General features: G+C 62.6%; 15 protein-coding genes and 1 other annotated feature. Of the genes, 9 read left to right on the top strand and 6 right to left on the bottom strand.

Annotated elements, in window-relative coordinates; all coding sequences use genetic code 11:
• Window positions 1-26: 26 nt before the first annotated feature.
• On the bottom strand, window positions 27-1,523 hold the full coding sequence (locus HGO38_RS17100) for a SulP family inorganic anion transporter (RefSeq protein ID WP_250957116.1): 1,497 nt from the start codon (window positions 1,521-1,523) through the stop codon (window positions 27-29).
• Between the two features lie 66 nt (window positions 1,524-1,589).
• Window positions 1,590-1,645: a sequence feature (sul1 is cis-regulatory element that is thought to sense ions involved in sulfur or methionine metabolism; They are found in Alphaproteobacteria), on the bottom strand.
• Window positions 1,646-1,726: 81 nt separating this feature from the next.
• The gene (gene tlpA, locus HGO38_RS17105) at window positions 1,727-2,389 is read right to left on the bottom strand and encodes a thiol:disulfide interchange protein TlpA (protein WP_250957117.1); all 663 of its coding nucleotides are present in this window, start codon (window positions 2,387-2,389) and stop codon (window positions 1,727-1,729) included.
• A gap of 24 nt (window positions 2,390-2,413) precedes the next feature.
• Between tlpA and argH the strand changes: the two genes are divergently transcribed.
• The 4 genes from argH to HGO38_RS17125 all read left to right on the top strand — a co-directional run bounded on the left by argH (window position 2,414) and on the right by HGO38_RS17125 (window position 8,156).
• Complete coding sequence (argH, locus tag HGO38_RS17110) at window positions 2,414-3,817, top strand: argininosuccinate lyase (protein WP_250957118.1); 1,404 nt, start codon at window positions 2,414-2,416, stop codon at window positions 3,815-3,817.
• A gap of 97 nt (window positions 3,818-3,914) precedes the next feature.
• A complete protein-coding gene (gene lptM, locus HGO38_RS17115) occupies window positions 3,915-4,103 on the top strand; it encodes an LPS translocon maturation chaperone LptM (RefSeq protein ID WP_250957119.1) in 189 nt (62 codons plus the stop codon).
• Window positions 4,104-4,115: 12 nt separating this feature from the next.
• A complete protein-coding gene (lysA, locus tag HGO38_RS17120; RefSeq protein ID WP_250957120.1) occupies window positions 4,116-5,384 on the top strand; it encodes a diaminopimelate decarboxylase in 1,269 nt (422 codons plus the stop codon).
• Between the two features lie 156 nt (window positions 5,385-5,540).
• Entirely contained in the window at window positions 5,541-8,156 is a 2,616-nt protein-coding gene (locus tag HGO38_RS17125) for a TIGR02302 family protein (protein WP_250957121.1), read from the top strand.
• An 18-nt stretch (window positions 8,157-8,174) separates the two neighbouring features.
• Here the strand turns inward: HGO38_RS17125 and HGO38_RS17130 are convergent, their stop codons facing one another.
• From HGO38_RS17130 to HGO38_RS17140, 3 genes are all read right to left on the bottom strand, one after another.
• The gene (locus HGO38_RS17130) at window positions 8,175-8,534 is read right to left on the bottom strand and encodes a response regulator (RefSeq protein WP_250957122.1); all 360 of its coding nucleotides are present in this window, start codon (window positions 8,532-8,534) and stop codon (window positions 8,175-8,177) included.
• A gap of 120 nt (window positions 8,535-8,654) precedes the next feature.
• Entirely contained in the window at window positions 8,655-9,209 is a 555-nt protein-coding gene (gene hpt / locus HGO38_RS17135; protein WP_250957123.1) for a hypoxanthine phosphoribosyltransferase, read from the bottom strand.
• 56 nt (window positions 9,210-9,265) lie between these two features.
• A complete protein-coding gene (locus tag HGO38_RS17140) occupies window positions 9,266-9,958 on the bottom strand; it encodes a hypothetical protein (RefSeq protein WP_250957124.1) in 693 nt (230 codons plus the stop codon).
• A 210-nt stretch (window positions 9,959-10,168) separates the two neighbouring features.
• On the opposite strand from HGO38_RS17140, the gene ftsE reads away from it, so the two are divergent.
• The 4 genes from ftsE (at window position 10,169) to HGO38_RS17160 (ending at window position 13,572) form a co-directional block, all read left to right on the top strand.
• Entirely contained in the window at window positions 10,169-10,828 is a 660-nt protein-coding gene (gene ftsE, locus HGO38_RS17145; protein WP_250957125.1) for a cell division ATP-binding protein FtsE, read from the top strand.
• Window positions 10,821-11,834: a cell division protein FtsX gene (locus tag HGO38_RS17150; RefSeq protein WP_502941585.1), complete on the top strand. Its 1,014-nt coding sequence runs from the start codon at window positions 10,821-10,823 to the stop codon at window positions 11,832-11,834. The genes ftsE and HGO38_RS17150 overlap by 8 nt, the downstream gene beginning before the upstream one ends.
• Before the next feature lie 126 nt (window positions 11,835-11,960).
• The gene (locus tag HGO38_RS17155) at window positions 11,961-12,674 is read left to right on the top strand and encodes a YdcF family protein (protein WP_502941591.1); all 714 of its coding nucleotides are present in this window, start codon (window positions 11,961-11,963) and stop codon (window positions 12,672-12,674) included.
• An 82-nt stretch (window positions 12,675-12,756) separates the two neighbouring features.
• The gene (locus tag HGO38_RS17160) at window positions 12,757-13,572 is read left to right on the top strand and encodes a lysophospholipid acyltransferase family protein (protein ID WP_250957127.1); all 816 of its coding nucleotides are present in this window, start codon (window positions 12,757-12,759) and stop codon (window positions 13,570-13,572) included.
• Here the strand turns inward: HGO38_RS17160 and HGO38_RS17165 are convergent.
• Window positions 13,537-14,085 (bottom strand): gamma-glutamylcyclotransferase, encoded by a 549-nt coding sequence (locus HGO38_RS17165; protein ID WP_250957128.1) that lies wholly within the window; start codon window positions 14,083-14,085, stop codon window positions 13,537-13,539. The genes HGO38_RS17160 and HGO38_RS17165 overlap by 36 nt on opposite strands.
• Before the next feature lie 39 nt (window positions 14,086-14,124).
• Here HGO38_RS17165 and HGO38_RS17170 point away from each other — a divergent pair, with 39 nt between their 5' ends.
• Window positions 14,125-15,138, top strand: a complete 1,014-nt coding sequence (locus HGO38_RS17170) for a DUF2125 domain-containing protein (RefSeq protein WP_250957129.1) — start codon at window positions 14,125-14,127, stop codon at window positions 15,136-15,138.
• The last annotated feature ends 1 nt before the right edge of the window (window position 15,139 follow it).

Below are 15,139 nucleotides of genomic sequence, written 5' to 3' on the forward strand. Positions count from 1 at the left end.
CGCTTGAACCGCCGCACCGATCCGGATCAATGCCCGAGCGGCGCGTCCAGCAGGTCAGGTTTCTGATGGGTGCCCAGCCGGTCGACGATCGTCTGGCTGGCCGCATTGAAGCCGATCAGTTCCACATCGGCCCCGCCGCGCCTGAATTTCAGCACGACCATGTCGAGTGCCGCCACGCTGGAGATATCCCAGATATGGGCGCGGCTGAGGTCGATGACGATCTTTTCCGGCGCCATGGCATAGTCGAAAGCTGCGTTGAAATCCTCGACGGAGGCAAAGAACAGCTGGCCCGTCACCCGGTAGGTGCCAGTGCGCCCATCGGCCGAGCGTTCTGACGTCACCTCGAAGATCTGCGCAATCTTCCAGGCAAAGAAGATGCCCGACAGCAGCACGCCGACCAGAACACCGATCGCCAGGTTGTGGGTTGTCACCACGGTGATCACCGTTGCCAGCATGACGATCGACGACGACTGCGGGTGATACTTCAGGTTGACGATCGATTTCCAGCTGAATGTGCCCACCGACACCATGATCATGATCGCCACCAGCGCCGGCATCGGAATGAGGCTGACCCAGTCGCCGAGCACCACGCAGAGGATCAGCAGGAAGATACCGGCGCAGAACGTCGAGAGCCGGCCGCGGCCGCCGGTCTTCACGTTGATCATCGACTGGCCGATCATCGCGCAACCCGCCATGCCGCCGATGAACCCGGTTGCCGTATTGGCAATACCCTGTCCGATGCACTCCTGATGGCGGCTGCTCGGCGTATCGGTCAGTTCATCGACCAGTTGCGCCGTCATCAGTGATTCCAGCAGGCCGACGATCGCAACCGCCACCGAATAGGGCAGCACGATCCACAGCGTCTCCAGCGTCAGCGGCACCATCGGCAGATGGAAGGTCGGAAAGGTGGACGGCAGTTCGCCCATGTCGCCGACCGTGCGCACATCGAACCCGAAATAGAGCGACACGGCCGTCAGCACGACGATGCCCACCAGCGGCGATGGCACCGCCTTGGTGATCAGCGGCAGCAGGTAGATGATGCCAAGCGCCGCAGCGACCAGGACATAGGTAACCGGGGTCACGCCGGTCAGTTCCGGCAGTTGCGCCATGAAGATCAGGATGGCGAGCGCATTGACGAAACCGGTCATCACCGATTTCGAGACGAAGCGCATCACCATCCCGAGCTTCAGGAAACCGGCACAGATCTGCAACAGACCGGCCAGAACGGTTGCCGCCAGCAGATATTCCAGCCCATGATCCTTGACCAGCGGCGTCATCAGCACGGCGGTGGCAGCCGTTGCCGCCGAAATCATGCCGGCACGCCCACCGACAAAGGCGATGATCACGGCGATCGAGAAGGAGGCAAACAGGCCGACCTTCGGATCGACGCCGGCGATGATCGAGAAGGCGATCGCTTCCGGGATAAGGGCCAGGGCGACGAGAAGGCCTGACAACAGGTCGGAACGGACATTGCCGAACCATTCCTGGCGATACCGGGTGAGGTTGAACGTCGAAATTGTCATGAAATATCCCGCAATACGGAAGAGGCCGGCCGAAACGGTACCGGACATCTGTCTTCGTGAAATGAGGGTTGTCCGGCGGATCGGCGGCCGGAAGAGCCACCCGGATTTTCACCGGGTCCTTGTGGATGCCCTGTCTCTTAGCCTTGGTTTTGCCTTATGGCAAGTTGCACGCCGCACAAAGGCCCATTCGGCGTGCGGTAGGTTCAAGGGGCAATTGCCGCGGTGATCAGCGCCTTGGCCTCCGGGCTGTCCCAGGCCGCCGGCCCGTTCATCGCCCCCAGCAGACAGCCTTTTTCGTCGACCAGCAGCGTTGCCGGCAGGCCGAAGGCCAGGCCCTGCTTCTTCATCGTGTTGAAGACGCCCATGCTGGCGTCGCGATAATAGCCCAGTTTATCCACCCCGGTCTCGCTGAGGAACGCCTTCGGCTTCTCGTCGTCGCCGGTGTCGATATTGACGGCCACCACCTCGAATTTGTCGCTGCCAAGCGCTGCCTGCAGAGCGTTCAGCGCCGGCATTTCCTCGCGGCACGGCACGCACCAGGTGGCCCAGAGATTGAGCAGCACGGTCCGGCCGGCAAAGCTGTCGATGGTCTGGTCGATGCCACCGGCATTCTTGAAGGACAGACCGTCCAGTTTGCGTGGCGTTTGCGCTGCCACCATCGCCGCCACGTGCCCCTTCATCAGCGGGTTCAGGCTCGCCTGACGCGCCGTTGCACCCTCGCATTGGGCAGCATCGGCCGTGGCGACGCCATTGCCAGACCCGGTCTCCCTGACGTATACCGCCACCGCGCCGGCAAGGATGCCGGCCATCGCCGCAATTACAATCAGCTTGACGGAAGGCAGCCCGAGGGGTTTCTTTTCTGTCATGTCAGTCTCCAGGATAGGCATCGCATGGCCGAGAACACGAAGGACCAGGACACCTCCAATAAGATGTGGGGCGGCCGTTTCGCGTCCGGTCCCGCGGCCATCATGGAGGAGATAAATGCCTCGATCGGTTTCGACAAGAAGCTTTACGCCCAGGACATCCGCGGCTCTTTGGCCCATGCAGCCATGTTGGCTCATCAAGGCATTATTTCGGCGGAAGACAAAGACAAAATCGCGGGCGGCCTGAACACGATTCTGTCAGAGATCGAAGCCGGCACGTTCCAGTTTTCCCGGCAGCTCGAAGACATCCATATGAACATCGAGGCGCGGCTGGCGACCCTGATCGGTCCCGCCGCCGGACGCCTGCACACGGCCCGTTCGCGCAACGACCAGGTGGCGCTCGACTTCCGCCTCTGGGTCAAGGAAGAGCTGCAGCGCACGGAAACCGCTCTGAGCGGCCTGATCGCCGCCTTCCTCGACCGCGCCGAAGAACATGCCGACAGCGTCATGCCGGGCTTCACCCATCTGCAGACCGCCCAGCCCGTCACCTTCGGCCACCATTGCATGGCCTATGTCGAAATGTTCGGCCGCGACCGTCAGCGCGTGCGCCATGCCATCGAACACATGGACGAGTCGCCGATCGGCGCGGCAGCACTGGCCGGCACCGGTTTCCCGATCGATCGCCACATGACGGCCAAGGCGCTCGGCTTCCGCGAGCCGACCCGCAATTCGATCGACACGGTCTCGGATCGGGATTTCGCGCTGGAATTCCTGTCGATCGCCTCGATTGCCGCCGTCCACCTGTCGCGGCTCGCCGAAGAGATCGTCATCTGGTCGACGCCGCAATTCGGCTTCATCCGTCTGTCGGACGCCTTTTCGACCGGCTCGTCGATCATGCCGCAGAAGAAGAACCCGGATGCGGCCGAACTGGTGCGCGCCAAGACCGGCCGCATCAACGGCTCGCTGATCGCCCTTCTGACCGTAATGAAGGGCCTGCCGCTCGCCTACTCCAAGGACATGCAGGAAGACAAGGAACAGGTCTTCGACGCTGCCGAAAGCCTGGAACTGGCTGTTGCCGCCATGACCGGCATGGTGCGCGACATGGTGATCCGCACCGACCGCATGAAGGCCGCCGCCGGCTCCGGCTATTCGACCGCGACGGATCTCGCCGACTGGCTGGTGCGCGAAGCGGGTCTTCCGTTCCGCGATGCCCATCATGCCACCGGCAAGGCAGTCGCATTGGCCGAAGAAAAGGGTTGCGAACTGGCTGAACTGTCGCTGTCCGACCTGCAGGCCATCAACCCAGCGATTACCGACGAAATCTTCGGCGTGTTGACAGTCGAGGCCTCGGTTGCCAGCCGCAAGAGCTATGGCGGCACGGCGCCGGCCGAGGTCCGCAAGCAGATCGCCTGGTGGCGCTCGCGCAACTGATAACACCAGGCTTGCCATCCATCACAAGAATGAGGGTGCACAAGGCTTCGGTTTTTCGCTACAGGCTTAGAACAACGGTTTTCAAGTGGACGCCATGATGCAGACATCGCTTCGACGCATGACAATTGCCGCCGCCATTCTGGCCGCCGCTTCCATCGCGCTGACCGGCTGCGGCCGCAAGGGGGACCTCGATCCGCCGAGCACGCCCGTCGACAAACAGAACAAGCTGAACAGCAAGACACCGCCGGTGCCCGAAAAGCCGTTCCTACTCGACCCACTCCTGTAACAGGCCTTTTCCGTGAACCACTTCGATTTCCGTGACGGCGTGCTGCATGCCGAGAACGTGTCCATTCCTGAGATCGCCCGGGCGGTCGGAACACCGTTCTACTGCTATTCGACCGCCACGCTTGAGCGCCATTTCAAGGTTTTCTCCAAGGCCTTCGATGGCATCGACGCCATGGTCTGCTATGCCATGAAGGCCAATTCCAACCAGGCGGTCCTGAAGACCCTGGCTCGCCTCGGCGCCGGCGTCGACGTTGTCTCCGAAGGCGAATTGCGCCGGGCTCTGGCCGCCGGCATTCCGGCAAGCCGCATCATGTTTTCCGGCGTCGGCAAGACCGTGCAGGAAATGGATCTGGCGCTGGAGGTCGGCATCTACTGCTTCAACGTCGAATCCGAGCCGGAACTGGAAGTGCTGAACCAGCGGGCGCTGAAGGCCGGCAAGGTCGCCCATGTCTCGTTCCGCGTCAATCCGGACGTCGATGCCAAGACCCATGCCAAGATCTCGACCGGCAAGAAGGAAAACAAGTTCGGCATTTCCTTCGAGCGTGCCCGCCCGACCTATGCCCGCGCCGCGACGCTGGACGGCATCCAGGTCACCGGCATCGACATGCATATCGGCAGCCAGATCACCGAGTTGCAGCCCTTCCAGGACGCGTTCAAGCTGCTGCGCGAACTGGTCTCGACCCTGCGCGCCGACGGCCACACTATCGATCACGTCGATGTCGGCGGTGGCCTTGGCATTCCCTACAAGGACGACAACAACCCGCCGCCGGAACCGGACGCCTATGCGGCCATCGTCAAGAACGAGTTGAGCGCGCTGAACTGCAAGATCATCACCGAGCCGGGCCGCCTGATCGTCGGCAATGCCGGCATCCTGGTCACCGAAGTGATCTACGTGAAGGATGGCGGCGACAAGACCTTCGTCATCGTCGATGCGGCGATGAACGACCTCATTCGTCCGACCCTCTACGAGGCCTTCCATGAAGTGCGGCCGGTGACGCTGTCGGCGTCGAGCGCGCCGCGTATCCGCGCCGATGTCGTCGGCCCGGTCTGCGAGACGGGCGACTATCTGGCGCTCGACCGGGAAATGGTCATGCCGAGAGCCGGCGACCTGCTGGCGGTCGGCTCGGCCGGTGCCTATGGCGCCGTGCAGGCCGGAACCTACAACAGCCGGCGGCTGATCCCGGAAGTGCTGGTCAAGGACGATGAATTCCACGTCATCCGGCCCCGGCCGAGCTATGAGGATCTCATCGCGCTCGATTCCGTGCCGGCCTGGCTGGACTGATTGCCGTTCACAATTTGGCGAACTGGGTCGAAAAATGGTGACAAGGGGCTGAGTGCCCTCGTCTTCGCCACAAACAGTGTTATCCTTTGTCGATCGCTGTGCTTCGTTATCATCATTGGTGATTGTCGCGCCTGCCATGAACGGGAGACCTGACGAATGAATGCTCCTGACCAGGGAAGCAGGAAGGGCGCCTTCCGAACCGATCCAAAGCTGGCCCGGCGCGTCGCGGTGAAGCGTTTTCTGGCCCGGCTCGTGCTGTTCGCCGAGCGGCTGACGCCGCTGTTCCTGCCACCCTTGTCGATTGCCGCCGTCTTCGTCTCCCTCGCCTGGTTCGGCGTCTTCCGCCAATTGCCCGATCTGGTGCGCTGGGCGCTGGTCTTCGCCCTCACCTTCGGCTTCATCGCCTCCTTCCTGCCGTTCCTGCGACTGCGCTGGCCGGCGCCGGCCGAGGCCGACCGACTGCTTGAGGCGCGCAATCATCTGCCCCATCAGCCGGTTGCCGTGCAGGAAGACGAACCGGCCTTCGACACGCCCTTTGCCCGTGCCCTCTGGCAGGAGCATCAAAGGCGCATGGCGGAAAAGATCGCCGCGCTGGATGCCGGCCTGCCGCGGCCGGATATCGCCCGGTTCGACCGCCATGGTCTGCGCGCCCTGCCCGCTCTTCTTCTGGTGACGGCCTTTGCATTCTCCGGCTCGAACGGCGCCGGAGATCTTGCCGATGCCTTCCGCAGCAAGGCGCTGACCAGCACCGGCCCGGACCTGCGCATCGATGCCTGGATCACGCCGCCGCCCTATACCGGCCGCGCCCCTGTTTTCCTGACCGGCCGCAATGCCGACGCCGCCGCAGCCGTCAGTGTGCCGCAGTTTTCCGCAATGACCATCCGCATGACCGGCGGCAATGGCGACGAACCGGCGCTGTTTCGCAAGGCCGAGAGTGATGCGGTGGAAGAGGTTGCCGTTGCGGCGCCGGCGCAACCGGTCGGCACCAAAGCCGCGACGGACACGGCTGCACCCACAGCGACTGATCCGCTCAAGGCGCGCACCCATGAAATGAAGCTGGCCGAAAGCGGCGCCCTGTCGATCGGCAGCCAGGTGTGGCAAATCGACGTGATTGCCGACAAGGCGCCGGAAATTTCCTTCGATGGCACGCCGAAGCGCAGTGCCAATGGTGCGCTGGAAATCGGCTTTGCCGCCAAGGACGATTACGGCCTGCAGGAGGCGCGCGCCGAGATCGAACCGCTCGACATGCCCGCAGATGCCACGCCGCTCTATCCGCTGCCGGAATACAAGCTCGACCTGCCGCGCCACAATGCCCGCGAAATCAAGGGTGTCTCGAGCCGCAACCTGACGGAACACCCGCTGTCCGGCAAGAAGGTCCGCATCACGCTGGTGGCCCGCGACGGGGCGGGCCAGGAGGGGCGAAGCCAGCCCCATGAGATGGTCCTGCCGGCGCGCGGCTTCGTCGAACCGCTGGCCGCGGCCCTGGCCGAAGAGCGGCAGGTGTTCACGCTGGATACCCGCGCCATGGGACGCGCGGTGGCGCTCAACGAGGCCCTGACCTTGCGGGCCGACGAGACCATCCCCAATCTGACCCATTACATCATGATCGAATCGGCGCTGGCCCGCATGAAGCTCGCTCGCACCACCGACGAACTCAAGGACACGTCCAATCATCTCTGGGAGATTGCCCTTGGCATCGACGATGGCGATGTGTCGCTGGCCGAGCGCAAGCTGCGGGATGCCCAGCAGCGCCTGGCCGATGCGCTGGAACGCAATGCACCGGACGAGGAAATCAAGAAGCTGATGGACGAGCTGCGGGCCGCCATGCAGGAGTTCATGCAGGCCATGGCCGAGCGCCAGCAGCAGAATGGCGCCCAGCCGCAGCAGAACGAGACGGCGCAGAACACCCTGCGCCAGCAGGATCTGGAGAACATGATGGACCAGATCGAGAATCTGGCCCGCTCCGGCAACAAGGATGCCGCGCGCGAAATGCTCTCCGAGCTGCAGCGCATGATGAACAACCTGCAGGCCGGCCGGCCCCAGCGCGGCAACCAGCAGGAAAACAGCCAGATGCGTCAGCAGGTCGACAAGCTCGGCGAGCTGATGCAGGAGCAGCAGAAGCTGATGGAGGAGACCTTCAAGCTCGACCAGGCGCTGAAGGACCGCATGCAGCGCGGCGATCCGGGCGACGGCGAAGATGGCGAGTTTCTCGACCGCCCGCCGCAGGCCGATGGTCAGCAGCCATCGCCCACCGACCAGATGACCGCCGAGCAGCTGCGCGAAGCGCTGAAGCAATTGCGCGAGCAGCAGCAGGGCCTCGGCCAGAAACTGCAGGACCTGCAGAAAGGTCTGGCCGAGCTTGGCATCAAGCCGGGCGATAATTTCGGGAAGGCAGAGCAGGAGATGCAAGGCGCCGGCGAAGCGCTCGGCAAGGGCCAGGGAAGCCGCGCCGTGGAGGGCCAGGGCAAGGCGCTGGAAGCCTTGCGCCAGGGTGCGCGCGACATGATGGGCCAGATGATGCAGGCCATGCAGGGCCAGCAGGGGCAGGGTCAAGGACAGGGCATGTCGCAGGGCAACCAGACCGGCCGCGATCCGCTCGGTCGGCCGCGGTCTTCGTCAGGTCCGGATTTCGGCGAAAGGGTCAAGGTGCCCGACGAGATCGACGTGCAGCGGGCCCGCGAAATCCTCGAAGCCATCCGCGAGAAGCTCGGCGACAATGCCGGCCCGGAACTGGAGCGGCGTTATCTGGAACGCCTGCTCGATATCAGGTGATAGTCGGGAGAAACCCGCTCAGGAGGCGAGCGCCAGCGCCACGGCCTTGCGGATATCCGGCAGGGCAAAGGGCTTCGACACCACGTCGATGACCTTTTCCATCAGGTCGTCGGCCCGCTCGCGCTGTTCCGCATAGCCGGTCATCAGCAGGATCTTCAGTTCGGGAAAATTTGACGAGGCCCTGTGTGCCAGTTCGATACCATCCATCACAGGCATGCGAATATCGGACAGCAGCAGGTCGAAGGTTTCGGCCGAGAGCATTTCCAGGCCCTCGGCACCGTCCGCAGCCTCATGGGTCTCGTGCCCGTCAAGACGCAGGGCGCGGGCAACGAAGGAACGCAGGGAATCCTCGTCCTCGGTGATCAGAATTTTGGCCATGGCATGCTCCAGTTCTTCAGTCGTGCCCCGATCGCAAATCATCAGAGTTTTCTTTGCGATCGGTAAACAGACTGAGGGAGAGCCGCCGGATGGTTAACAAGTCATCTTGAAAGGCGCCGTTCAGGCATCGTTGAGGGCATCGCCGGTGACCACGCCGACAAAGGGCAGCTCGCGGAACGCATAGGCGACGTCCATGCCATAGCCGACCACGAAATAGTCGGGACATTCGAAACCGACATGGTCCGCTTCGAGCTCTTCCTTGCGCTTGACCTTCTTGTCGAGCAGAACGGCAATGCTGACATGGCGGGCGCCACGCTCGAACAGCAGCTCCTTGGCGAATTTCAGCGTCCGCCCGGATTCCAGGATATCGTCGATCAACAGCACGTCGCGGCCATGCACATCGCTGTCGATGTCTTTGACGATCCGCACGCCCTGCGACACGGTCCCGGTGCCATAGCTCGACAGAGTGATGAACTCGACCTCGGGTGCCAAGCCCGTATCGTGCAGGGCGCGGATCAGGTCAGCCGCGAAAATAAACGAGCCCTTGAGAATGGCGATAACCAGCAGATCGTTGGTCGGGCCGCTTGCAATCTGCAGCGCCAGCGCCTTGTTGCGCACGGCGATCTGCTCGGCGGTATAGAGCGGCTCGATGATTTTTCCGCGGACGACAGGCATCTTTCACTCCAGTTCAGGTGCGCCATCGCGCGCGAAGGGAGTTTGCGATAGCACAGTCAGGAGCGCGAGGCATCCGCCTCGGCAAAGGAAAGCTTCAATTGCGGGATTTTTCCACCGGGATGGCGCAGCTTTGCAGAAATGCCGCGGCTGTGCCCGGCCTCGATCTCGCCGACCGGAACGGCAATCAGCGTCGATGCGATCAACAGGCCGTCGGCAAACAGGTCAGCGCGCACCTGCGGCACCGGATGGCGGCTGCCGCTGCGGTTTTCGACGATCGCGTTGATCAGCAGCACCTGCATGCCGTTTGCATCCTGCGGCGTCAGGCTCACATGGGTAATGTCCAGGGCCCTGGGCTCTGGAACCGGCGCCGATCGGCCATTGACCACCGTGATCCCGCCCGCCAGCACGAAAGCCGTCACCGACAGCAGGGCCACCAGCGATGTGAACGATCGCTCCGAGAGCCGCCCCAACAGGCGCTCGAACGCCGCCAGCATCCGGATCACCATCCGGTCCGGAAGAGGTCCGGCCTTGGCCGCTGTCGTGAAGGCGGAAGGTTTCCGGCGATTGTCGTTGGAGCGTTCGGCACCGAAATCCCGTCGCGGCAAATCGCGAACCGTGATAAAGTCGGCATCTGTCACGTCGCTTGCAACAGGAAATCCGTTGCGCGGCAATGGCTTGTAGTGCCGTTCCGGCGGCAGAAGATCCAAATCCGGCGGTGCCGGCTGCTGCCGGAAACGGAATGCGTTCATGGGACCCCCCATCTGCTCGCAAGGATTGCGCGGTTTGAGCCAGCAAAAACTGGCCATTGAAACGAATCCTTCACAGTCGTAAATTCAAAGGGTTAATGCTTCGCAAAGATTTGCCGGAACGGGCCGGCTGTGTGGTAAAATTTACCGGCTGTTAACCCTTGTCGTTAACAAGTCCCCTGCTCTCAAGACGCGTCAAACTGGGCTTATCCGTTGATCCACTTCGAAAATGTCGGCCTGCGATACGGAATGGGGCCGGAAATCCTCCGCGACCTGACATTCGATATTCCGAAGCGGTCCTTTCAGTTCCTGACCGGCCCCTCGGGCGCCGGCAAGACGACGCTGTTGCGCCTGCTATTCATGTCGCTGAAGCCGACCCGTGGCCTTATTCGCAGCTTCGGCCGCGACATCACCCAGATCCCGCGCGGCGAACTGCCTATGCTGCGCCGTCGCGTCGGCATCGTTTTTCAGGATTTCCAGCTGCTCGATCACCTCACCACCTACGAGAATGTCGCCCTGCCCTTGCGGGTTCGCGGCAAGGACGAGAGCGCCTACAAGCAGGACGTGCTCGAACTCCTGAAATGGGTGGGCCTTGGCGAGCGCATCAATGTCCTGCCACCGGTGCTGTCAGGAGGCGAAAAGCAGCGCGTCGCCATTGCCCGCGCCCTGATTGATCGGCCGGAGGTGCTGCTGGCCGACGAACCGACCGGAAATGTCGATCCGCCGATGGCCCGCCGGCTGCTCAGCCTGTTCCTGGAGCTCAATCGGCTGGGAACCGCCGTCGTGATCGCCACCCATGACCTCGGCCTCATGGACCAGGTGGAAGCGCGCCGCATGATCCTGACCGACGGGCGGCTCGATATCTATGATTGAACAAGACAGCCCGCCGCGCAAAGCCGGCAACGCCAAGACAGCCCGCCGCGCTGAAATGCAGGTGCGCCCGACGGCCCCCATTCTGCCACCGTCCAATATTCAGGGCAATGCGCTGATGGTGGTCATCGCCATCATGGCATTTCTCGCCTGCCTGACGCTCGGCGCCGTCAGCATGGTGCAAACCACCGCGGCCGGTTGGCAGAGCCAGATCTCCCGCGAGATCACAATCCAGATCAAGCCCGACGAAAACCTCGACATGAACAAGGCGCTGGTGCGTGCCAAGGATCTGGCGCTGACCTTCGTCGGCACCCGCGACGGCCAGATCATGGATGAAGACGCCACGGCACGCCTGCTGGAGCCCTGGCTCGGCACCGGCCTGGACCTGAAGGACCTGCCGGTGCCGCGGCTGGTCATCATCACCATCGACGAAACCAATCCGCCGGATTTCGCCGCCATGCGCGACCTGCTGAAATCCGAAGTTCCCCAGGCCTTCCTGGACGACCATCGCACCTGGGTGGATCGTCTCGTATCTATGGCGCGCACGACGGTGCTGATCGGCTTTGGTATCCTTGTCTTGGTCTTCAGCGCCATGGTGCTGACCGTCGTCTTCGCCACCCGCGGCGCGCTGTCCGGCAACCGCCGCATCATCGAAGTGCTGCATTTCGTCGGCGCCGAGGGGTCCTTCGTCGCGCAGGAATTCCAGAAGCATTTTCTGAAGATCAGCCTCAAGGGAGCGGCCACCGGTGGGCTGCTGGCCGCCGCCGTCTTCGCCCTTGCCGGTCTCTGGCAGAACAAGATGCTGGCCACGCCGCAAAGCGACCAGGCCTCGGCTCTGTTCGGCACGTTCCAGATCGGCTTCATGGGCTATCTCGGCATCTTCGCAACGATGATCGTCATTGCCCTTCTGACCACCCTGACGGCCCGTCTGACGGTCATGCGGGCGATCTACGAAATCGATCTGATCCGCTCCGATCCGACCCGCACCGAAGGCCTGCCGAATGATTGATCCGACCTGTTGATCCGCCACAAAGCCGCCCGCTCGATCCGGTAGGCAGTGGACCCAGGGATTCGGTCCAACAGAAGTGATTCCATTTGAGCTGCCAGTGCTCTAAAAGGTCGCTATTCACGAGACATCACGATGGGTCAGACCGACAACAACACCTCCGCTCCGCAGCAAGCGCCAATCAGCCCGTTCGCCCGTAACGGCCGGCTGCGCCGCGTGCTGCGCTTTGCCGGGATGACGCTCATCCTCGCGGTCGCGTTGTTTTTCGCCGGCTTTCTGCATTTCGCCGATTCGGTCAGCGTGCTGATGCCGCCGACCAACCCGAAAGCCGATGCCATTGTTGTCTTGACCGGGGGTTACCAGCGCATCGATCAGGCCGTGGAACTGCTGCGCCGTGGCTCGGGCCGCCGGCTGCTGATTTCAGGCGCCCATCCCGACACCTCGCCGGCCCAGATCCGCAAGATGACCCAGAGCACGTCGGACCTTTTTGCCTGCTGCGTGGATATCGGCTACCAGGCACTGGACACGATCGGCAATGCCAACGAGATCGCCCATTGGATCCATGATCGCGGCTATCAATCGGTGCTGGTCGTCACCAACAACTACCATATGCAGCGAAGCCTTCTCGAACTGCGGCGCATCGACCGGTCGACCCGTTTCATTGCCTATCCGGTCGTCAATTCCGACCTGAAGGCGATGGAATGGTATGCCGATCCCAATGTGCTGCGCACCCTTCTGTCCGAGTATGGCAAGACATTGTACGCCATCGCCCGCGATTTCGTCGGCTGGGGCGCCAGCGATGGATTGCGGCGCGGCGCGGCGGTGATCAACGCCCAGAACTGAGCGCCGACAAAAGCCGTGTGCCGGCTTTCTCTCTCGCCGGATTTCGTATAGGCAAATGGCGACTTGTCGCCGGAAACTCCCTATGCTCACAATCCGTTCCGTTCTGTTCAACGCGGCCTTTTACGCCAATCTGATTCTTCGGATGATCGTACTGTCGCCCTATTATTTCCTCTCGCCGCGCAAGACGGCTTTTTCCGTTCCGAAGAACTGGGCCTCGTCGTCCCACTGGCTGATGGAAAAGATCGTCGGCACGACGTTCACAATCGAGGGCCTCGAGAACATTCCGGAGGGCGGCTACATTCTGGCCCCCAAGCATCAGTCCTTCTGGGACACCTATGCCCTGCTGCCCTGGCTCAATGATCCGGTCTACATCCTGAAGCGCGAACTGATGTGGATCCCGGTCTTCGGCTGGTATGTCATGAAGCAGCGCATGATCCCCGTCGATCGCGGCGCCCGCGGCAAGGTCATGGCCGCCGTCATGGAGCGGACCGCGATGGAAATGCGCAACGGCCGGCAGTTGATCATCTATCCCGAAGGCACCCGCCGCCCACCGGGCGCGGAGCCGCACTACAAATATGGCATCGCCCGCATCTATCGCGACCTGCAGGTCCCGGTCGTGCCCGTCGCCATGCATCCGGGCCTGTTCTGGCCGCGGCGCAAATTCATGCGCTATCCCGGCCATTTCAAGGTGCGCATCCTGCCACCGATCGAACCGGGCCTGGATCCCGATGCCTTCTTCGAACGGCTAATCTCGGTCTTGGAAAAGGCGAGCGACGACCTGTTGCTGGAAACCGCAAGGGACAATCCGCATTTGCCGCTGCCACCAAGCGCCAGGGCCCGCATCGCCGAGCTTCAGGCATTGTCAGCCGCCGGCCGCGTTGAGACGAGCAATCTCTGAGGCAACCTGCTCCAGCCAGTGATCCCGGATGCCCATGTCCTGGAGATGGGCAATCGTATTGGCCACATAATCCTGGTTGGCACCGGATTGCCCGACGGCGCCGCTGACCACGGCGGCTGCCTCGTCGACCGTCACCGCTCCGGCATATTGGCGATGGCTCCGATCGATCACATAGGTGAGCGCGCGAACGGCCCGCCCATCATCAAGCACAACAGGCACGGAACGCTCTTGGTAGACATGCGTTACCAGTTCGCGCGCCCGCAGATAGTCGACCGTCTCCTGCCAGTCTCCAGGCGCCACCTTGAAAGCCACCCCTCGGCAGGAGCCACCGCGATCAAGTCCGAGCACCAGACCGGGTCTCTGCTCGGTTCCCCGGTGCACCCAGGAGCGGACACACAGCGAGCGCCGATAGCCGAAAGCCTTTGCCTGCATCCGGACCTCGTAGGGGAAACCGGGATTCCACATCAGCGAGCCGTAGCCAAACACCCAAAATTCGTCCATATCGCCCATCAAACCTGATCGTTCCAAAGCGACATACCATTGGAGAAGCGCATGGCAACGTCAAGCCGAACCGGCAAAACCTCGATCAGCACCAAGGTGCTGCGGCTCGGCGTCGTGGTTTTCCTGCTGACCGCCGCCTATTGTGCCGCCTGGTATTATGCCGCTGGTCTGATCACCGCGCGCGTGGAAAGACTGCTTGACGGCGACAACCGCTTTGCAGCGGTCGTCGACTGCCAGAACCGCGATCTGCGCGGCTTTCCGTTCCGCTTTGGCCTGTTCTGCTCCTCCGTGGAGATTGACGATGTCAGCCGCGGCATCTCCGGCTCTTTCGGGGAATTGCGAACCGCGGCCCTCGTCTACCAGCCCGGCAAGATCCTCTGGGAACTGGAGGGGCCGGGCATGATCCGCTCGGCGGATGGACTGACCATCGCCTCGCAATGGTCCAGGCTGCGCTCCAGCCTGCATACCGGCTTCAGCGGCATGTCCAGCGGCTCCACGGTGATCGATGATCTGAAGACCAGCATCACCATGTCCTTTGCCGGACAGACGCTGGACATTACAGTGCCGCATGGCGAGGTTCATACGCGCCGCGCCGGCGACGATCTGGATGGGGCACTGCTGATCAAGGATACGCAGTTTTCCCTGCGTGACGTCGCCCAGACCCTGCCCCCCGTTTCGGCCAGCATCGACTTTACCGTGGCAGACCGCGCCATGGTTCTCGATTACGGTCGGAAAAGCCCCGTCGGCTTTCGCGGCACCAAAGGCGAAATCCGCAGTCTTGTCGTCGATCTCGGCCAGGGCCGGGTGCTGACGGTGGCAGGCCCCGTTTCGATTGCCGAGGACGGCTTGCTGTCGGGCACCCTGCGCCTCGAGATCGAAGGCATCGATGGCTGGCGCGATCAGGTCCGCGCTGCCTTCCCGGAGATCGAGGATATGGCAAACCTTGCCGCCAAGGTGCTCAAGGCGATGTCCGGCGGTGATGACAAGGGCAATGTCACCCTGACCGTCACCGATGGCGACATGACCCTCGGCTTCATCCCGATCGGCCGCCTGCCGCCGGTGTGAT

Source organism: Rhizobium sp. CG5, from assembly GCF_023701945.1.
Lineage (GTDB): Bacteria > Pseudomonadota > Alphaproteobacteria > Rhizobiales > Rhizobiaceae > Allorhizobium.